Raw genomic sequence first — 19,891 nt, 5'->3', positions numbered from 1 at the left:
CCGGTCCTGCTCCGTGGGCCCGCCGCGATGGGCCATCCTTGGCCCAGCGCGGCTAAACCGGCATCCATGCCGGTTTAGCCACTGCGCAGAACCTCCACTCGGCCTCTCGAGGGGGCAAGAAAATCAAAAGCCAAAGCAACAGCAACATCGAGGCGGCCTTAAAGCCGACCTGATTGCAGATCTGTCCGCGATTCCATTGTGGGAGCGAGCCTGCTCGCGATGGACTTCCAGACAACGCATTCATCCAGACAGGCCGCGTCATCGTTGACCTCCATCGCGACGGTGCGACGATTCGACATGCTCGCTCCAGCCCGGGCGGCGTGCCGCTTTTCAAAGTGACCCGCTGTAATAGCGGAACCCTAAGTGGCCGTTACCGTAGCGCTGGATCTACACCCCAAGTTCCCGATCATCCGCAAGACGTATCGCAACGTATCCGCCATTCACAAAGCTACAGTCACATACAAAAACCGGGGTGACAGGACACGAAGGCGTTACACGGCGAGTGCGTAATGCAACCGCCCCCTAACGGCTTTTACCTAACGCACACCGGAGAATCAGCATGTCCCGAACCCCCACCCGCTACGCGGCAGGCCTGCTCGGCGTTGCCCTCGTCACTGCAACATTGACCGCTTTCACCGGCCTTGCCCAAGCCCAGGAGGCGGGCCAGCCGCCGGCGAAAAACTGGCAGGCCGGCCTCAAGCGCACGGACCTGATGCGCCGTGACCTGGATGTCGCCGGGCGCGAAGTCATCCAGGTGCGCGTTGATTTCGACCCGGGCGTGGTGTCGCCGAAACACTCCCACCCCGGGGTGGAAGTTGCCTACGTCATCGACGGCACCTTCGAGTATCAACTCGAAGGGCAACCGGCCGTTACGCTCAAGGCCGGTGACTCCTTGTACATCCCCGCCGGCACCGCCCATGTGGCCAAGAATGTCGGCCAGGGCAAGGCGTCGGAACTGGCGACCTACATCGTCAAGAAGGACACACCGCTGGTGGTACTGGAGCAGTAATCGCGTTTACCGCCCGTTAGCCTGCCTGCGCCATGCGATCAGGCAGGCGACGACGATCAGCCCCAGCGCGACCAGAAACGTCGTGCGCAGGCCGCTGGCGATGGCCTGCGGATGCGCGGTGCCGATGTCGACCGCCCTTGAGGCCAAGGCGAACACGGCGCTCAAGGCCGAGGCCCCGGTGACCAGCCCCAGGTTGCGCGAAAGGTTGAGCAGGCCAGACACTACACCGCGTTGATCAGGCGCAACGTCGAGCATCACGGCGGTGTTGTTGGCGGTCTGGAACACCGCATAGCCCAGGGTGAGGACGACCATGGGGGCGAGGTAGCCGCCCACGCCGAACGACTCGGGCACGAGCGACAACATCAAGCAGCCCAGCGCCATGCCCAAGAGCCCGGCGAGGGTCATGCCAGGGGCTCCGCAACGGTCGACGATGCGCCCGGCGGGCACGCCGGTCAGCGCGGCGACCAGCGGCCCGACCGACAACACCAGGCCGATCTCCATTGCCGACAACCGCAGGGTCTGTGAGAGGTAGAACGGCCCGACCAGCAGCGTGGCCATCATTACGGTGGTCACCAGCAGGCTCATGGCGAGGCTGCCGCTGAGGCGGCTGTCGCGAAACAAGGCCAGGCGCACCAGGGGTGCCGCGACCCGCGATTCAACCCGCACGAACAATCCGAGACCCAGGCAGGCCGCCAGCAGCAGGACGATATTCGGCAGGCCGAACTGAGCGCGTCCAAGGGTCATGGCCAGGGCATAGGCGGCGAGGCTCAGGGCCAGCAGCAGCGTGCCTGCCGGATCGAACCCCGTACGCCCGGATTGCGCCGGGCGATCATCGGGCAAGTAGCGTTGCGCGAGCAGCCATGTCGCCATGCCCAGAGGCACGCTGATGAGGAACATCGAACGCCAGCCGAATTCGCCGATCAGCACACCGCCGAGCGCCGGGCCCAGCGCGGTGCCAATGGCCGACATCGTCCCCAGCAGGCCCATGGCGCCGCCAGTCTTGCCCTTGGCCACCGTCTCGCCGACAAACGCCAGGGTCAACGCCATCATGATTGCCGCGCCCAGGCCTTGCAGCGCCCTGGCAGCGATCAGCAGACCGAGATTGGGCGCCAGTGCGCAGCAGGCCGAAGCCAATGTGAACAGGGCAATGCCGCACAGCAACAGGCGGCGTCGACCGACCAGGTCACCGAATCGACCGACGCTGACGATCAAGGTGGTAATGACCAGCAGGTAGGCGATGACGACCCACTGCACTTGTTGAAAGGACGCACTGAATGCCTGGGCCAGGGATGGCAGGCCGACGTTGGCGATGCTGGTGCCCAGCGAAGACAGCAACATCGCCAGCGACAGACTGACCAACGCTCCCTTCAGCGAAGGCGTCTGTTGAGCAACTGCCGCGACTGCAGATCCGTCATTCATGATGTTCTCCTCTCTGGTCACTCCCGATTGGAGCTAACAGAAATCTACGCCCGGGCCTAACATGGCGGAAGGCGCACGAATTGCACTTGATACATGCATACAGCGCCACATCAGCCGACCATGGGGCCACGTATGTCCACACCCGATCTCAACTTGCTGACTACCCTTGATGCGCTCCTGGCAGAAGGCAGCGTCGCCCGTGCCGCCAAGCGCCTGCGCCTGAGTCCATCGGCGATGAGCAGGGCCCTGGCGCGACTGCGTGAAACCACTGGCGATCCGCTGCTGGTCAGGGCCGGGCGTGGCCTGGTGCCTACACCGCGTGCGCTGGAGTTGCGCGAGCGGGTTGGTCAGCTTGTGCAGGAGGCAGAAGCGATGCTGCGCCCGGCCGAACAACCTGACCTCATGCACTTGGTGCGCACATTCACGTTGCGCACCAGCGAAGGCTTTGTCGAAAACTTCGGCGCCGCGCTGATCGCCCGCGTCGCTGAACAAGCGCCGGGCATACGCCTGCGCTTCATGCACAAGCCCGACAAGGACAGCGCTGCACTGCGCGACGGTACGGTCGATCTGGAAACGGGTGTGGTGGGCCAGGCCGCAAGCCCGGAACTGCTTACCCAGGGATTGTTCCGCGATCGTTTCATCGGCGTGGTGCGCACGGGGCACCCGCTGTGCGATGGCGAGATAACGCCCGCGAGTTTTGCTGCGCACGGCCACATCAGCGTGTCACGGCGAGGACTGGACAAGGGGTCGATTGACGAAGCCCTGGAACTGCTCGGGTTGCAACGGCACATCGCGACCATGGTCGCCGGCTTCTCGACGGCACTGGCACTTGCCCGATCGAGCGATCTGATTGCCAGTGTGCCCGAGCGGCATACTGCCAATCTGCGGTGCGGTATGCACAGCTTTGCACTGCCATTGTCACTGCCTCCATTTTCCCTGGCCATGATCTGGCATCCCCGACTGAATGCCGATCCAGTGCATCGATGGCTGCGTGGCTGTCTGCGGGAAGTTTGTACTTTTGATTAACTACCGATTCACTTGTATTTACCTGATTTGATATTAAAGTAATGGCTGTATCATTGTTGTAACTGTTTGCGGATATGTTTTGGTTTGGTTATATGTCTCGGCTTCGATGATATAAAAAACTTTGAACTTATAAGATTGTTTGCGGTATGCGTGGATCATAGTGTGTTGGGAAGTTATTCTGAGTAATTGGAAGAGTCTCTCAGTTGCAATTGGGGCGCTTGAAGCTATCAATGTTCGATGCTCACCGGTAGTTTTGATTGATAGGGCTTTTTCTTAATTACAATGTTTAAATTTTTGATTTAAAACGTTTTTTTGTAATAATTTGTTTGTATTGAAGGCGCCGTCTGTCTCATGAATGCCGCGTCAGAATTTATCGACGAATGGCGACGAATTTTTGGCGCTGGCCGAGTCAAAAAATAACTTGAACAATAAAATCGGACACTTCGCAAATGTGATGCTAGTGTTCCTTCCTCCAATTAACCGCACTTGTCTGTTTGTAGAGGACGTGCGTCATGCCGACTTCAAACCCCAGGGTTGCGATATTCGGTAACAGAGTTCCGAGCCTGAATCTTCCAGAGCTTGAGCACTTTACCGATCTGGGCAGCTTGCTGGCTGCCGAAGCATTTGATGTGGTGTTGCTGGACATGCCAGCCGCGTATGCTGGCAAAGTGCTACGAAAATTGCGCACGCTTGCCCCTTACCGCTACACGCTGATTTTCTGCTGCCGTGATCAGGATGGCTGGTGTGAAGCCTTGGGCGATGGCGCGTGTCCCGTCGAGACTAGCGAAATAAAAAGGCTCTGGAGCGTGTGGCAGGAACGCTTCCGGCTGTTCGAACATGGCTCGGCCCCCGAACGTTTCGAAAGCCGGGTGCTTTCCTGGCTGTGGTTGCGCGAAGGCGCTCAGTTGCTTGCCTTACGCGATCCGGAGGTGCCTCAGCACTATCGTTATCCGTTGCTGGACGCCCTGGCAGACAGCGAGCAGGTCAACGCGTTCGTCTGGCTCAGCCTGATGGTGCAACAGGACTGGCTGGAAGAGGGGGTTCTGGTGGATCGCGTCCGGCTCTGTTCGGATTGTGGTTCGGGCCGCCTCAATTACATTGATGTGTGTACCGAATGTCACGCCATGGACATTGCACGGCAACCTTCATTGCATTGTTTTACCTGTGGTCATGTTGGCGCACAGGAGTCATTTCTCAAGGACGGGGTGTTGCTGTGCCCCAACTGTTTGAACCGGCTGCGCCACATTGGTAGCGATTACGACCGCCCGATGGAGAATTATCGTTGCCGGTCGTGTCAGGCGTTTTTTGTCGATGCCGAGGTGCAGGCGCGCTGCCTGGATTGCGGCCTGTCACACACACCCGACAAGTTGCGCATACGGGAAGTCAGGGATCTGCGCCTGTCCGAGGCCGGGCGATTCCGCTGCCGCCAGGAGTTCAGTGAAAAGACGGTTGAGCATTTCGGTCGGCTCAGTCTGTTAGGTGGCAAGGACTTCTATGATTTGCTGACCTGGCAGATGCAGATCGTGCGTCGCCACCCGGTGCCTGAGTTTTCACTGATCGGCCTGCGCTTCGTCAACCTTGCCGGTGCGTTGTCGCACCTGGGCGAACAACGCGGCCATGCCTTTATAGATAGTGTGGCCGATCGATTGCAGGAATCTGTCAGGGAAACGGACCGTTGCTCGCGCAGTACCGAAGAATTCTTCTGGATCATGCTTCCCCATACCGACGAGAAGGGGCTGGAAGTCGTCAAGCGCCGCTTGGGTCGGGTCGCCGAATTGTTTTCAGCGCCGGAGGTCAGCGACATTACCTTGCGTGTCATCAGTATCACTGCACCCCGGGATCTACTCGATCAAGAAGATGGCGAGCTGTTACTGGCGCGTATGGCCGGTGAGCTGGGTGACACGGCATGAGCCCATTCCTGGAGCAACTCTTGAGTGCACTCAGCGCGCTCGCAGGGCCGGATGGATTGAGCCGCTTGTTCTACATGCTTTTTCCAGCGTTCATCCTGTTCGAACTGCCCATGATCATCATCGTGTTGCTGGGCGTATTGCGTTGGTTCACCCGTCGGCGTACCAGTGTTCCGAAGATCAGTATTTACCGACCCAAGGTCTCTTGCATCATTACCTGCTACAGCGAGGGCATGGACGTTCAGACCACGCTGTTGAGCCTGTGTGAGCAAACCTATGGCGGCCACATCGAGATGATCCCGGTGGTGGATGGCGCCACGGTGAACCAGGCCACACTCAGCGCCGTTCGCAATTTCCATGTAGACCCGCAGTTATACCCCAAGCGCCATTTACGGCCGATCGCCAAATGGCAGAGGGGTGGCAGGGTGTCGTCCCTCAACGCCGGCCTGTCGCTTGCCGGCGGCGAAATCGTGATGGCGCTCGATGGCGATACATCCTTCGACAACAACATGGTCGCTTCCATCGTGCGGCATTTCGAGGACCCTAAGGTGCCTGCGGTAGCCGGTAGCCTGCGTGTGCGCAATGTCTGGGGTTCCTGGGTGACAGCGATGCAGGCGCTGGAGTACCTGCTGTCGATCCATATGTCGAAAATCGGTCTGGCCGAATGGAACCTGGTCAATAACGTTTCCGGGGCCTTTGGCGCGTTCCGTCGCAGTTTCCTGGTGAAAATCGGTGGCTGGAACACGCACACCGCGGAGGATCTGGACCTGACGTTGCGCATCAAGAGTTACTTCAAGCGGCATGACCTGAGGATTCCGTTCGAGCCCGAAGCGGTAGGACATACCGATGCACCGGCGACGCTGAGCCAGTTTCTGATGCAGCGCTTGCGCTGGGATGGCGACCTGTTTTTTCTCTATATCAGAAAGCACAACCACAATATCAGCCCCACATTATTGGGCTGGCCCACCTTTGTGATGATCCTGATCACGGGCTTTTTCTTCCAGTTGGTGCTGCCGTTTGTCATCTTCATTTATACCTTGCTGGCGCTGTTCATCCTGCCGGGCAAGACGCTGTTGTTCCTGTTTGCGCTGATCTACCTGCTGTACCTGTTGATCACCCTGCTGATGTTCGCAGCCATGCTGGTGATGGTCTCCGACCGGCCTCGACAGGACATGGTGCTGGGGTTGCTGGTGCCTCTGTTCCCGATGTTCATGCTGCTCCTGCGGTGCTGGAGCGTCGTGGCCATGCTCAACGAGATGTTTCGTCGCGGCCATGAAGAAAGCTCGATGGCGCCATGGTGGGTGCTTAAACGTGCCACGAGGTTTTGACATGCGATCGATAATTCTGGCCGCGTCGCTGTGGATGCCCACGGTGTTGCTGGCGGTACAACCCATGACGCTTGAAGCGGCACAGGCACAAAAATGGTCCCAGGCCAGTTATGTCTGGGACAGCGAGGTATTGCTCGATCCCGATCATCGCGCGGCAGAATTGACGGCCCTGCGCAGAGCCGGAATGGACAAGATTTATCTTGGCCTCAAGGGCGCGCAGTTGGAGGACCTCGCCACGACGCGCCAGCGCCTTGAGCAATTGCTGCAGGAGGCAGCCGGCGAGGGGCTGCAAGTGAGCCTGTTGCTGGGCGATCCTGAATGGATGAAGCCGCAGGAGCGCCACCAGCTCACCGAGCTGCTGGACAAACTCAAAGGGCTTTCATTCACCAGCCTGCACCTTGACCTGGAGGTCGAGCAGTTGGGCGTGCCTGTGCCTGACCAGCGTTTGAAGGACTTGCTCGATACCTTGCGCGCGGCATCCCGAGAGAGCCCTTGGCCGGTCGAGATTTCCAGCCATCATCGCTGGTTCGCCGAGACCAAGCCCGGACAAACCTGCGTGCCATGCGGGCTTCCCGCCGCCGGTGTGCGCCAGGTCAGCCTGATGATTTACACCCGCAACCCAAAAAACAGCGCTCGGATGGCAGAGCAGATAGCCCGGCGCTGGCCCGAACTGCAATTTCGCCTCGCCCAAAGCACGGAGCCACAACTGGATGCCACGGAATCCTGGGCCGGCGCGTCGACCGAACAGTTGCAACACCAGAGCAGTGTCTGGCGTGAGCAACTGCAACCCCTGGGGATTGCCGGCATCGACTGGCAAGCCTGGCGAGACTTCCCAAAACGGTGAGCCGTCATGAAGATTCGTTTCGATAGTCGTAAAGAATTGAGTCCGACACAGGAGCAGGGTTTGACCGTGCTCTACGCACCGGGCAAACGCATGGCGTTCCGCGTGCGCTGGTACCTGATCCTGCTGTTGGTCGCCAGCCCGTTGATCTGGCTGGGAGGCAAGCTGGTCTACGGCATGCTGATGATCGACGCGCCGGCACAGTTGCGCCTGCCGATTCTTGAGGTGCGTGCGCGTGATACCGGTCGGGTCGAGCAACTGTTCGTCAAGGCCGGTGATCAGGTCCGGGCTGACCAGCCCCTGGTCAATCTCGACAACCCGGAATGGCGCGCCAGGTTATCGCAACTGGCGGCCATGCCGACCAATACCAAGCCTGCGCGCAATATCAAATTGGGCGGCAGCGAACGGGCATTGCTGCAGACCCGCATAGGCCGCGCCCAGGAACGGGTGAAGGTGCTCGAAGACCTGGTTTATCGAGGTGCTGTGTCTCCCGGTGAAGTGTTGACGGCCAAATCAGAACTCGACGGTTTCAGGGCGGACCTGCTGGCATTCGAGCGCCGTGAACAATTGGCTAACCAGGCGCCGTTGAGCGTTGAGCGCGATGTTATCCAACAGCAGGCCGAGCAACAGTGGTTGAAGACTCGCCTTGCCGCGCTACCGATCAACGCCGCGCAAAGTGGACGCGTGGCGGAAGTACTGGTCAATCCCGGCGAGAACGTTGGTGCTGGCACATTGCTGATGCGCATCGAGCGACTGGAAGACCCGCTGCTGTGGATTTATCTGGAACCGTTGAACATCAGCTACGCCGCGATTGGTCAACCGCTGCGGGTACGCATGCCGGACGGCGAGTGGTTGAGCGCTCATGTGGTCCAGGCAGTCGATAGCGCGGGGCGCACGCCAACAGTATTGCGCGGGCCGTTCGCAGCCAGCGAAATGGGCTTGCAGGTCGCCGCGCGGTTTGATCAGCCGCTGTCGCCTCGTTGGCGCATTGATCAATTGCCGTTGAATGTTCGTTTTCCCACTGATTGGCCACAATTGCTCAGTGACAGCCGTGAGTTCATCAACCAATTAGGGGACTTGATTGCAATGGATCGACCACAAAACCCCAGCACCCGCGTATCGGAGGCTCAATGATGATGACTGCTGAGCGAATCCTGGTCACCGGTGGCGCCGGCTTCATCGGCTCGCACCTTGTCGAAGCCCTGCTCGAATACGGCTACAGCGTTCGAGTCCTGGATGATCTTTCCACCGGGAAATTATCCAACCTGCCGATTGATCGTTGTCATTTGACCTTGGTAGTGGGGGATGTCGCCGATGCCTCGACGGTAGCGCGCGCCATGAAAGACTGCACCGCGGTGGTCCATCTGGCCGCAGTCGCCTCGGTGCAGGCCTCGGTCGATGACCCGATCGCCACGCACCAGAGCAACTTCATCGGTACGCTCAATATCTGTGAAGCCATGCGCCAGGCAGGTGTAAGGCGGGTGGTCTACGCCTCCAGTGCAGCGATTTACGGCAACAACGGCGAAGGCACCGCGATCAGTGAAGACACACCCAAAAATCCCCTGACGCCGTACGCCGCCGACAAACTGGCCAGCGAACACTTCCTTGATTTCTATCGCCGCCAGCACGGACTGGAACCGGTCATCCTGCGCTTCTTCAATATTTATGGACCGCGCCAGGATCCTTCGTCGCCTTATTCCGGCGTCATCAGTATTTTCAGCGAACGGGCACAAAAAAAACTCCCCATCACCGTTTATGGTGATGGGGAGCAAACAAGGGACTTCGTCTATGTCAATGACCTGGTCAAGATCCTGGTACAGGCGGTCACTGAATCAAAACCGCGTAATGAACCGATCAATGTCGGGTTTAACCGCTCCACCAGCTTGAACGATCTGGCGACGATGCTGGGCGAACTGCTGGGTTGGCCGCTTTCGCTGGCCTACGATGCGCCGCGATCCGGTGACATCAGGCACTCTCTCGCCGACAACAGTCGATTGCTGAGGCATTTTTCGTTGGAAAAACCGACCTGTTTTGCAGAGGGGCTGGGTCAGCTTCTCAGAAGTATTGATGCCGGCGGGCGCTAGAGGCGACTTCGGTTGCCAGCAAATGCTCGGCCAATACGTCATTGAGAAAGCGGAACTGATCGTTGAGCCCGATCACTTCGTTACTGAAGTGATGACCGGCTGCCGGAATCAGCAGTGCCTCGAATTTTTCGTCGAACATCAGGGTCAATACTTTACGAGACTCGAATTGCTGCGAGTAGTAGTTGTTGCCGAACACCGGAAAGCTCACGGCCAAGGTGACGTTGGTGATCATGACGTGCGCTCCTCAGAGAGAAAGAACCAGCCGAATACGCTTAACGTGAAGGCCGTCAGGGCCAGGCAGGTCAGGAGATGGATCAGCATGGTTCTACCCTCCGCTACAGGGTTTTGTGTTGGGTTGGAACTGATCCTACGCTGACGGTGCGTGGGCGGAAGGCAATCGTGGCGATGGTGAATATCGATGGGAGTGATGGTCTGATGTTGTGGGTGTTTCTGATGGCCCCATCGCGGGCAAGCCCGCTCCTACAGGGGATCGGGTTGGAACACGATTGTTGTGTACACCTGTAACCATTGTGGGAGCGGGCTTGCCCACGATGGCGGCCTCAAGAGCACCATCAATCCTGAGCGGCTACCCGCCGCCACCTATACTCAAACCAGGGGCCTCAGAGCGCCGAACCTCCCGTTCGGCTTACACTTCAGGAACCGCGATCTTGAACCTGCGTTCGCTGATCGTCGCCGTGCTGGTAGTGTTGGCGGGATGCGTCACGGCTCCGCCTGCCCCGGTAGAAGTGCCGCAGATCATGATTTCTCCAAGTACCTGGCAGCAAGTGGACCGGGAAATTGTCGATGCGTCGCAGTCGGCCACCGAGCAGGCAAAAATCTACGCCCACGGCGCCATGGATTACTGGCGCACCCGGGTCTATCAGCTGACCGAAGAAAATTTCATTCCTTGGTTCAGCAGTTACTGGACCCAGGAATGGCTATCGATGAAGGTCAGTTGGTACACCATCAGTGCCAAGGGCGAGCAGGATGCCACGGAGAAACGCCTGGCAGCGTATCTGCTGGAGAAGTACCAGGAAAAGGTGCTGGCTCCGGCGGCGCTTGAGGTGGATCCGGATGCGATTCTCACCCTGGCAGCGGCGTTCTACCTGGACATAATGAAGGAAGAACTGCAGAAAATTTCCCAACGTCATGGCGTGCCGATGGCGCAGCTCAATGGTCGCATCCGCAAAGTTCCCGCGATTGCCCTCGGGCCGCCGCCCGCCAGGGACGCCTCGCTGTACCAGGTGGTGCATGCTGAGCAGTTGAGCGCGTTGCCGGCGTACGCCGCGCTGGTCGACAAGGTCCACAAGGCCGGTGGCGACAAGGGTGTGGGCTCGACGGACACCGCCATGGCACCGGTGGCCAAGCGCGCCAGTCAACGCATCGAAGCCGAGATGGCCCCGCGTGGGGCGGCCAGTGCGGTAGCGGCGGCAGCGGGCAAGTTGGCCGGCGCGTTGATTTCCGTCGGCGTCGCGGGCGTTCGGGCGATCATCCAGGCCAACGATCGACCGGACAGCGAAGCGTTGATCCGCAGCAGCCTGGGCAACACGTTCGACAAGGCCTGGACCAAGCTGCTGCAGAACCCGACCACCGGTGTGATGGCGGGCACCTTGTACATGGCCTCGCAGATAGAGGGGAGCCTGGCGCAAAGCGCCCAACCGTCGGTCGGTACGGACCCAGGGTCTGTCGATTGGAGCCCGACCCAGTCGACTAATCAACAGATCAACCCATGACCCAAGGAGAACCTCATGTCCTATGTTGATGGCTTTGTCATTGCCGTACCCACCGCCAACCGCGAAAAATTCCGCAAGCACGCCGAGATGGCCGCTGCCATTTTCATCGAGAACGGCGCGCTCAGCCTCGCCGAGTGTTGGGGTGACGACGTGCCTGACGGCAAGGTGACCTCGTTTCCCATGGCGGTGAAACTCAAAGAGAACGAAACCGTGGTGTTTTCCTGGATCGTCTGGCCGGACAAGCCCACGCGTGACGCCGGGATGGCGAAACTGATGAGCGATCCGCGGGTGCAACCGGACGTCAATCCCATGCCATTCGATGGTCAAAGGATGATCTTCGGCGGTTTCGAAATGATCGTGAAGGCTTGATCCGAACCGCCGGATCACTCCGCCGCCGGGGTGATCCGGCAACTCTTGCGGTTGCGGATTTCGTCATCGGACGGTCGCTCGCGGACAAACTCGAAGCGCGGCTCGCCTTCGCTGTAATGCACCAGCCAGCCCCATTCCAGCTTGAGTTCATCCTGACCGGGTTCTGGGGGGGTGGCCCACCAGGGTTCCTTACTGAGGATCTGTCGCATGCTTCCCTCCGGTTGGTTCGCCTGCATCAACTATAACTTGCATGCCGGCAGACGCCAGAAGCGGCCTTGCAGGTTGTAGACTCAGGTTATTTCCGGCAGAGATATCTGGCATGAATGACGAACCCCATGAGCCGTTCAAGCGCTTGTTTTTCGCGCTCGGCTGCGCGCCGGCGCAACGCAAGGCCATCGCCCAGTGGCGCAGCGCCTTGCAACTGCGCAGCGGACGTGCGGTGCCGGTCGAGAACTTTCATCTGACCTTGAAGTTTCTGGGGGCGGTCGCGATCGCGCAGATTGCCGATATCTGCACGGCTGCCGCGTCTGTACGAACGTCGGGCGAACGCTTGACCGTGGAGCTCGATCGACTCGACGTCTGGCGCAGGGCAGGGGTCTTGGTGTTGGCACCCGAGCAGGCATCGCCCGCGTTGTTGCGGCTGGTGTATGACCTGGAGCAGGCCCTGTTGCCCTTTGGCCTTGAGGATGCACCACGGGAATTTCGCCCGCACTTGACCTTGGCTCGAGACTATCGGGCGCCGGTGCCGGAGTCTCCCACGCCACCCGAGTTTGTCCTGCGTGCTGATCGCTTCGCGTTGTTCGAATCGCACAAGGGCCGTTACCGGGCGCTGGCCGAATGGCCGTTGGGGGGTGTTTGACTTAAAGCTGGAACGCGGAGCGTCCCGGACTGCATTCCCACGCAGAGCGTGGGAACGATCACAAAAAAAGGCGCCCGAGGGCGCCAAACTTCACCTTAACCGAGGAGCCAGGTGAGGGATGCAGCGGTGGTAAGGCGCTGCATGAATAGAAAAGCTAAAGCTGAAATCCAGGTTGAATGTTATGGCCTCTTCGCGAGCAGGCTCGCTCCCACAGGGGGACGTATTCCATTGTGGGAGCGAGCCTGCTCGCGAAAGCGGCATCAAGTTCAACACTTATGTGCAGTGAATTACTGGCCGAGTTTCACCTTGGTCCAACCCCGGGTCATGATCCGCTGTACCGCAATCGGCTGGTCAGGGATGGCATACAAGGTTGCCATCACCGCTTCGGGCGGATACGAACCCGGCTCATTGCGAATCGCCTCATCCACCAACGGCGTTGCGGCCGCATTGGCGTTGCTGTAGCCGATGTTGTTGGTGATCTCGGCGATGATGTCCGGGCGCATCAGGAAGTTCATGAACAGGTAGGCGTTCTCGACGTTGGCGGCATCGCGCGGGATGGCGACCATGTCGTAGAAACTGCCGGCGCCTTCTTTCGGGATGCTGTAGTCGATCTTCACCTTGTCCCCGGCTTCCTGGGCGCGAGCCTTGGCCTGCAGCACATCGCCGGAGTAACCGACGGCCACGCAGATGTTGCCGTTGGCCAGGTCCGAGATGTACTTCGAGGAATGGAAGTACGCCACCGATGGGCGGATTTTCATGAACAGTGCTTCGGCTTCGGCGATGTGCGCCTTGTCCTTGTCGTTCACCGGGTAGCCCAGGTAGTGAAGGGCGGCCGGGATCATCTCGGTGGGCGAGTCGAGGAAACTGATGCCGCAGGCTTTGAGTTTTTCAGCATTTTCCGGTTTGAACAGCAGCTCCCAGGAGTTGGTCGGGGCGTTGGCGCCAAGCACATCCTTGACCTTCTGCGGGTTGAAGCCGATGCCGATCGAGCCCCACATGTACGGGAAGGCGTGGGCGTTGTCCGGGTCGCTGGCGGAGGCGTTTTTCAGCAGCACCGGATTGAGGTTCTGCCAGTTGGGCAGCTTCGACTTGTCCAGCTCCTGATAGACCCCGGCCTTGATCTGCTTGGCCAGGAAACTGTTGGACGGCACGACGATGTCGTAGCCGGACTTGCCCGCCAGCAAGCGAGCTTCAAGGGTTTCGTTACTGTCGAAGACATCGTAGGTCACGCGGATGCCGGTCTCGTCTTCGAACTTCTTGACGGTGTCCGGGGCAATGTAATCCGACCAGTTATAGACGCGCAGAACCTTGTCATTGGCCTGGGCGCCCGAGGCGATCACGCCCAATAAGGACAGTGTCAGCAGAGTCCTGCCAAACATTTTCATGTACAACTCCATTTCTTTTCTTATTCAAATCCTTGTAGGAGCGAGCCTGCTCCGGGCGGCGTTCCGACGAAAAACTCAAGGACAACGCGTTCATTCAGATTGCCCAAGCCATCGTTGACGTCCATCGCGAGCATGCTCGCTCCTACAGGGGGTGGTGCTAGGCCGTTGCTCCGACCATTTGCTTTTTCGGTTGTTGCCAGGATTCGCTGGCAGTCTGGTCCATCGCTTCCTGGATCGCCCGTTTACGGCTGGCTTCGGCGCGGCGGCTGAAGTACCAGACCATGAAGGTCACGATCGACACAGCCAACAGGATCAGGCTGGCCACGGCGTTGATCTCCGGCTTCACGCCCAGGCGCACCGCCGAGAACACTTCCATCGGCAGGGTGGTGGAACCCGGGCCCGAGACGAAGCTCGCCAGTACCAGGTCATCCAGCGACAGGGCAAACGACATCATGCCGCCGGCCGCCAGTGACGGCGCGATCATCGGGATGGTGATCAGGAAGAACACCTTGAACGGTTTCGCACCCAGGTCCATGGCCGCTTCTTCGATGGACAGGTCCAGCTCGCGAAGGCGCGCGGAGACTACCACTGCCACGTAGGCGGCACAAAACGTGGTGTGGGCGATCCAGATCGTCACGATGCCACGCTCCATCGGCCAGCCGATCATTTGCGCCATGGCCACGAACAGCAGCAACAGCGACAGACCGGTGATCACTTCCGGCATCACCAGCGGCGCGGTCACCAGGCCACCGAACAGCGTGCGGCCCTTGAAGCGCGTGACGCGGGTCAGCACGAATGCAGCCAATGTCCCCAGCGCCACCGCGGCAATCGCGGTGTAGCAGGCGATTTCCAGCGAACGCACCACCGAGCCCATCAGTTGCGAGTTGTCGAGCAGGCCGGCGTACCACTTGAACGACCAGCCACCCCACACCGTCACCAGCTTGGAGGCGTTGAACGAGTAGATCACCAGGATCAGCATCGGCAGGTAGATAAACGACAGGCCGAAAACCAGCATGAACTTTGAAAATCCGAAGCGTTTCATCCCCGTGCCTCCATCTCTTTGGCCTGGCTGCGGTTGAACAGCAGAATCGGCACGATCAGAATCAACAGCATCACCACCGCCAGGGCGGACGCCACCGGCCAGTCGCGGTTATTGAAAAACTCCTGCCACAGCACTCGGCCGATCATCAGGGTCTCGGGACCGCCCAACAGCTCCGGAATCACGAACTCACCGACCACTGGAATGAACACCAGCATGCACCCGGCGATGATGCCGTTCTTGGCCAGCGGCACGGTGATTTTCCAGAAGCTGTTGAAGGTGCTCGAACCCAGGTCCGAAGCCGCTTCCAGCAGGCTCTGGTCGTGTTTGACCAGGTTGGCGTACAGCGGCAGGATCATGAACGGCAGATACGCATACACCACGCCGATGTAGACGGCGGTGTTGGTGTTGAGGATCTCGATCGGGTGATCGGTCAGCCCGATCCACATCAAAAAGCCGTTGAGCAGGCCGTTGTTGCTGAGGATGCCCATCCACGCATACACGCGGATCAGGATCGCGGTCCAGGTCGGCATCATGATCAGCAGCATCAGCACGTTCTGTGCTTCCTTGCTTGCCTTGGTAATGGCATAGGCCATCGGAAAACCGATCACCAGGCACATCAGCGTACTGAACAGCGCAACCTTCAACGAACCGAGGTATGCCGAGAGGTACAGCTCATCTTCGCCCAGCAACGTGTAGTTGCCGATGTTGAGCAGCAGATTGAATTTCTGCTCGGCGTAGGTGTAGATCTCCGAGTAGGGCGGAATGGCCAGGGCTGCTTCCGAGAAGCTGATCTTCATCACCAAAAAGAACGGCAGCATGAAGAACAGGCACAGCCACAGGAACGGAATGCCGATGACCAGTTTTCGTCCGCTGGGCACCAGGCGCAGGAATTGCTGATTGAAGGTTCTCATGCGCGCAGTACCACGCCGCTGTCGTCTTCCCACCACACGTAGACCTGATCGTCCCAGGTCGGACGTGCGCCACGGCGTTCGGCGTTGGCCATGAACGATTGCACGACCTTGCCGCCAGGCAGCTTGACGTAGAACACCGAGTGGCCGCCGAGGTAGGCGATGTCATGCACGGTGCCGCTGGACCAGTTGTAGCGGGTGTCGGGCTTGGTGGTGCTGACCAGCAGTTTTTCCGGGCGAATGGCGTAGGTGATCGACTTGTCCTGCACCGAGGTGCTGACGCCGTGACCGACGTAGATCTTCTGCTCCAGATCCGTGCTGTGAATGATCGCGTGACCTTCCAGATCTTCCACCACGGTGCCTTCGAAAGCGTTCACGTTGCCGATGAATTCGCAGACCATGCGGCTGACTGGCGCTTCATAGATGTCCACCGGGCTGCCGATCTGGGCGATCCAGCCCAGGTGCATGATCGCAATGCGCTGGGCCATGGTCATGGCTTCTTCCTGGTCGTGGGTCACCATGACGCAGGTCACGCCGACGCGCTCGATGATCTCGACCAACTCCAGCTGCATTTGCGAACGCAGTTTTTTATCCAGCGCGCCCATCGGCTCGTCGAGCAGCAACAGCTTTGGACGTTTGGCCAGGGAGCGGGCCAATGCCACGCGCTGACGCTGGCCGCCGGACAACTGATGCGGCTTGCGCTTGGCGTACTGGGTCATGTGCACCAGGCGCAGCATTTCTTCGACGCGGGCATCGATTTCACTGGCGGGCAACCGGTCCTGCTTGAGGCCGAAGGCGATGTTCTGCGCCACGGTCATGTGCGGGAACAGGGCATAGGACTGGAACATCATGTTGATCGGCCGCTCGTACGGCGGCATGTTGGTGATGTCCACGCCGTCGAGCAGGATGCGCCCTTCAGTCGGGCGCTCGAAGCCGGCGAGCATGCGCAGCAGCGTCGATTTACCTGAACCGGAACCACCGAGCAGGGCAAAGATTTCACCCTGATGGATTTCCAGGGACACATCGTCCACAGCGGTGGTTTCGTCGAACTTCTTGGTGACGCGGTCGACTTTCACCAACACCTTTTTCGGTGCCTGGTGACCTTCAAGAGCCTTCCTGTAGATGCTGGAGGCGTTTGCCATGTGAAACTCCCAACAGGTTTCGTTCGCCGGGCCAACGCGGCCTGGCTTAATAGTTGATTGCAAACCCGAGCGGTCAGTGGGTCGCGATCCCTGTAGGAGCTGGCGAAGCCTGCGATGTTTTGACTTTGCTTTTCAAAATCAAGATCAAAAGATCGCAGGCTTCGCCAGCTCCTACAGGGGATTGCGCTGGATGCCCCGTCCGGGTTTATCCGGTGCCGCCTTCCTGGCTGCGGTACTTGTTGTTATTGCAGTGTGTTGTTGTCGTGAGTCACGGATGCGCGCAAGCGCACCCGCCAGACCCACGGGGGCAGTAAATTGATTGATCTTTTATGACGTCAGCGCGAGTTACGAAGCGCCGCCCGTTGTCGGCACGCGTCACCAAACGCCTGGAAAATTCTCAGGTAGGGCGGATTCGACAGGACCTGCCATTCCGGGTGCCATTGCACGCCGAGGGCGAAGGCCTTGCTGTGCTCCACCGAGACCGCTTCGATCAATCCGTCCGGCGCGAGTGCTTCGGCGCGCAGGCCAGGCGCGAGTCGGTCGATGCCCTGGCTGTGAATCGAATTGACCTGGAACTGCGGGGGCAGGTCCAGCGCCTGGAACACGCCACCGGGCTGCACATCGACGGCGTGCGCCGGTGCGTATTGCACCGCGAGGTCGGGATGGTCGGCTTCACGATGATCGAGGAAGCCGGGCAGTTCATGGACCTTCTGATGCAGGCTGCCACCGAACGCCACGTTCATCTCCTGAAAGCCGCGGCAGATGCCGAGCACCGGAACGCCGGCGGCAATCGCCGCGCGAATCAGGGGAAGGGTGGTTTGATCCCGCTGGGGATCGTGTTCGGTGCCGGGAGCGCTGGCGGGGCCTTGATAGTGGAAGGGCTCCACATTCGACGGCGAGCCGGTCAGCAACAGACCGTCGAGCTGCGGTAGCAGGTCTTCGATTTCGGTCAGGTCGCCCAGGGAAGGAATGACCACGGGCAGTCCCAGCGCGGCAACGCTGACAGCACGCAAGTACTTGTCACCGCTGACGTGGTAGGGGTGCAGGCCAATCTGTTTGACGCATGCAGTAACGCCGATCAATGGCTTGAATGCCATTTTTATCACCTCGAAGTTTCACACTTGAACGAGCTTTTCTGGAGCTTAGCCTTGTTGATTTTAATTAACAACTCTCATGTAAAAAATTCTAAACGCCGCACGTCTGAAGACGAGGATTTACGCGTGTTTCAAGGATGATCTGGCACACTCGTGCCTCTGAGAGGCCCGAAAATAAACGCTTAAAGGCTGTGTGTTCGCTATTGACTTCACTTTGCCTTTCGGATTGACTGGCTACGTGAAAGGGCGGTGAACATAATAATTAACAGCTAATAGGTGCATCATGTCGGTCCCTCTGCGTACCGTTCAACTCAACGAAGCAAACGCATTCCTTAAGAAATATCCTGAGGTTTTGTACGTCGACCTTCTGATTGCGGATATGAACGGTGTGGTGCGCGGCAAGCGCATCGAACGCACCAGTCTTCATAAGGTTTACGAGAAAGGCATCAACCTGCCAGCGTCCCTGTTTGCGCTGGACATCAATGGCTCCACGGTGGAAAGCACCGGCCTGGGCCTGGACATCGGCGACTCCGACCGGATCTGCTATCCGATCCCTGGCACCCTGAGCATCGAGCCATGGCAGAAGCGCCCAACCGCGCAACTGCTGATGACCATGCACGAGCTCGAAGGCCAGCCGTTCTTCGCCGACCCGCGGGAAGTGTTGGCAAATGTGGTGCGCAAGTTCGACGACATGGGCCTGACCATCTGCGCCGCGTTCGAACTGGAGTTCTACCTGATCGACCAGGACAACGTGAACGGTCGCCCACAGTCGCCGCGTTCGCCGGTGTCCGGCAAGCGTCCGATGTCGACCCAGGTGTACCTGATCGACGACCTCGACGAATACGTCGACTGCCTGCAGGACATCCTCGAAGGCGCGAAAGAGCAGGGCATCCCGGCTGACGCCATCGTCAAGGAAAGCGCCCCGGCGCAGTTCGAAGTCAACCTGCACCACGTGGCCGATCCTATAAAGGCTTGCGATTACGCGGTGCTGCTCAAGCGTCTGGTGAAAAACATCGCCTACGACCACGAGATGGACACCACGTTCATGGCCAAGCCGTATCCAGGCCAGGCGGGTAACGGTCTGCACGTACACATTTCGATTCTCGACAAGGAAGGCAACAACATCTTTGCCAGCGAGGATCCCGAGCAGAACGCCGCGCTGCGTCACGCGATCGGCGGTGTGCTCGAGACCCTGCCGGCGCAGATGGCGTTCCTTTGCCCGAACGTCAACTCTTACCGTCGTTTCGGCGCGCAGTTCTACGTGCCGAACTCGCCGAGCTGGGGCGTCGACAACCGTACCGTAGCGGTTCGCGTGCCGACCGGTTCACCGGACGCCGTGCGCATCGAGCACCGCGTGGCCGGTGCCGACGCCAACCCGTACCTGTTGATGGCTTCGGTTTTGGCCGGCGTGCACCACGGCCTGACCAACCAGATCGAGCCTGGCGCCCCGGTGGAAGGCAACAGCTACGAACAGAACGAGCAGAGCCTGCCGAACAACCTGCGCGATGCCCTGCGCGAGCTGGACGACAGCGAAGTCATGGCCCGTTATATCGACCCGATGTACATCGACGTGTTCGTGGCGTGCAAGGAAAGCGAGCTGGCCGAGTTCGAGAACTCCATCTCCGACCTTGAGTACAACTGGTACCTGCATACCGTTTAAGACGGATCACGCCGATCAACTGTGGGAGCGAGCCTGCTCGCGAAGGCGGCGGTTCAGTCAGCATTGATGTTGTCTGACACACCGC

General features: G+C 59.4%; 19 protein-coding genes. 11 read left to right on the top strand and 8 right to left on the bottom strand.

Annotated features, from left to right (window positions below):
• Window positions 1–559: 559 nt before the first annotated feature.
• The gene (locus AC3WWR_RS29000) at window positions 560–1,009 is read left to right on the top strand and encodes a cupin domain-containing protein (RefSeq protein ID WP_454866080.1); all 450 of its coding nucleotides are present in this window, start codon (window positions 560–562) and stop codon (window positions 1,007–1,009) included.
• A gap of 6 nt (window positions 1,010–1,015) precedes the next feature.
• Here AC3WWR_RS29000 and AC3WWR_RS28995 read toward each other — a convergent pair whose 3' ends face one another.
• Window positions 1,016–2,428, bottom strand: coding sequence for an MFS transporter (locus AC3WWR_RS28995; RefSeq protein ID WP_454866079.1), 1,413 nt, complete (start codon window positions 2,426–2,428; stop codon window positions 1,016–1,018).
• A gap of 132 nt (window positions 2,429–2,560) precedes the next feature.
• Between AC3WWR_RS28995 and AC3WWR_RS28990 the strand changes: the two genes are divergently transcribed.
• From AC3WWR_RS28990 to AC3WWR_RS28965, 6 genes are all read left to right on the top strand, one after another.
• Window positions 2,561–3,454 carry a LysR family transcriptional regulator gene (locus tag AC3WWR_RS28990; RefSeq protein WP_492599270.1) on the top strand — a complete coding sequence of 298 codons (894 nt, stop codon included), beginning with the start codon at window positions 2,561–2,563 and terminating at the stop codon, window positions 3,452–3,454.
• A 512-nt stretch (window positions 3,455–3,966) separates the two neighbouring features.
• Window positions 3,967–5,364, top strand: a complete 1,398-nt coding sequence (locus tag AC3WWR_RS28985; RefSeq protein WP_020798426.1) for a TackOD1 domain-containing metal-binding protein — start codon at window positions 3,967–3,969, stop codon at window positions 5,362–5,364.
• Window positions 5,361–6,689, top strand: a complete 1,329-nt coding sequence (locus AC3WWR_RS28980) for a glycosyltransferase family 2 protein (RefSeq protein WP_033039616.1) — start codon at window positions 5,361–5,363, stop codon at window positions 6,687–6,689. Before AC3WWR_RS28985 ends, AC3WWR_RS28980 begins: the two co-directional genes overlap by 4 nt.
• 1 nt (window position 6,690) lies before the next feature.
• Complete coding sequence (locus AC3WWR_RS28975) at window positions 6,691–7,533, top strand: hypothetical protein (RefSeq protein WP_020798428.1); 843 nt, start codon at window positions 6,691–6,693, stop codon at window positions 7,531–7,533.
• Between the two features lie 6 nt (window positions 7,534–7,539).
• A complete protein-coding gene (locus AC3WWR_RS28970; RefSeq protein ID WP_020798429.1) occupies window positions 7,540–8,664 on the top strand; it encodes an HlyD family secretion protein in 1,125 nt (374 codons plus the stop codon).
• 2 nt (window positions 8,665–8,666) lie between these two features.
• Window positions 8,667–9,614 (top strand): NAD-dependent epimerase/dehydratase family protein, encoded by a 948-nt coding sequence (locus tag AC3WWR_RS28965; RefSeq protein ID WP_033039621.1) that lies wholly within the window; start codon window positions 8,667–8,669, stop codon window positions 9,612–9,614.
• Here AC3WWR_RS28965 and AC3WWR_RS28960 read toward each other — a convergent pair.
• The gene (locus AC3WWR_RS28960) at window positions 9,586–9,846 is read right to left on the bottom strand and encodes a hypothetical protein (protein WP_020798431.1); all 261 of its coding nucleotides are present in this window, start codon (window positions 9,844–9,846) and stop codon (window positions 9,586–9,588) included. The two genes, AC3WWR_RS28965 and AC3WWR_RS28960, sit on opposite strands and share 29 nt — an antisense overlap.
• 436 nt (window positions 9,847–10,282) lie before the next feature.
• Between AC3WWR_RS28960 and AC3WWR_RS28955 the strand changes: the two genes are divergently transcribed.
• On the top strand, window positions 10,283–11,347 hold the full coding sequence (locus tag AC3WWR_RS28955; RefSeq protein WP_151142596.1) for a hypothetical protein: 1,065 nt from the start codon (window positions 10,283–10,285) through the stop codon (window positions 11,345–11,347).
• Between the two features lie 15 nt (window positions 11,348–11,362).
• Window positions 11,363–11,716, top strand: a complete 354-nt coding sequence (locus AC3WWR_RS28950; protein WP_020798433.1) for a DUF1428 domain-containing protein — start codon at window positions 11,363–11,365, stop codon at window positions 11,714–11,716.
• A gap of 14 nt (window positions 11,717–11,730) precedes the next feature.
• Here AC3WWR_RS28950 and AC3WWR_RS28945 read toward each other — a convergent pair whose 3' ends face one another.
• On the bottom strand, window positions 11,731–11,925 hold the full coding sequence (locus tag AC3WWR_RS28945; protein ID WP_020798434.1) for a hypothetical protein: 195 nt from the start codon (window positions 11,923–11,925) through the stop codon (window positions 11,731–11,733).
• 110 nt (window positions 11,926–12,035) lie between these two features.
• Between AC3WWR_RS28945 and thpR the strand changes: the two genes are divergently transcribed.
• Window positions 12,036–12,575 (top strand): RNA 2',3'-cyclic phosphodiesterase, encoded by a 540-nt coding sequence (gene thpR, locus AC3WWR_RS28940; RefSeq protein ID WP_492599269.1) that lies wholly within the window; start codon window positions 12,036–12,038, stop codon window positions 12,573–12,575.
• A gap of 287 nt (window positions 12,576–12,862) precedes the next feature.
• Here the strand turns inward: thpR and AC3WWR_RS28935 are convergent, their stop codons facing one another.
• From AC3WWR_RS28935 to AC3WWR_RS28915, 5 genes are all read right to left on the bottom strand, one after another.
• Window positions 12,863–13,960 (bottom strand): polyamine ABC transporter substrate-binding protein, encoded by a 1,098-nt coding sequence (locus AC3WWR_RS28935; RefSeq protein ID WP_489328079.1) that lies wholly within the window; start codon window positions 13,958–13,960, stop codon window positions 12,863–12,865.
• Window positions 13,961–14,117: 157 nt separating this feature from the next.
• Window positions 14,118–15,002, bottom strand: coding sequence for an ABC transporter permease subunit (locus AC3WWR_RS28930; RefSeq protein ID WP_020798439.1), 885 nt, complete (start codon window positions 15,000–15,002; stop codon window positions 14,118–14,120).
• Window positions 14,999–15,880 carry an ABC transporter permease subunit gene (locus AC3WWR_RS28925; protein ID WP_162831853.1) on the bottom strand — a complete coding sequence of 294 codons (882 nt, stop codon included), beginning with the start codon at window positions 15,878–15,880 and terminating at the stop codon, window positions 14,999–15,001. The genes AC3WWR_RS28930 and AC3WWR_RS28925 overlap by 4 nt, the downstream gene beginning before the upstream one ends.
• Before the next feature lie 29 nt (window positions 15,881–15,909).
• Window positions 15,910–17,052, bottom strand: a complete 1,143-nt coding sequence (locus tag AC3WWR_RS28920; protein WP_489328081.1) for an ABC transporter ATP-binding protein — start codon at window positions 17,050–17,052, stop codon at window positions 15,910–15,912.
• Window positions 17,053–17,387: 335 nt separating this feature from the next.
• Window positions 17,388–18,149 carry a gamma-glutamyl-gamma-aminobutyrate hydrolase family protein gene (locus AC3WWR_RS28915; RefSeq protein WP_020798442.1) on the bottom strand — a complete coding sequence of 254 codons (762 nt, stop codon included), beginning with the start codon at window positions 18,147–18,149 and terminating at the stop codon, window positions 17,388–17,390.
• Between the two features lie 280 nt (window positions 18,150–18,429).
• Here AC3WWR_RS28915 and AC3WWR_RS28910 point away from each other — a divergent pair, with 280 nt between their 5' ends.
• Complete coding sequence (locus AC3WWR_RS28910; RefSeq protein WP_083349274.1) at window positions 18,430–19,806, top strand: glutamine synthetase family protein; 1,377 nt, start codon at window positions 18,430–18,432, stop codon at window positions 19,804–19,806.
• Window positions 19,807–19,891 lie beyond the last annotated feature (85 nt).

This window comes from Pseudomonas sp. EB271-G4-1 (assembly GCF_058791355.1).
This window is presented reverse-complemented; position numbering and strand designations above follow the sequence as displayed.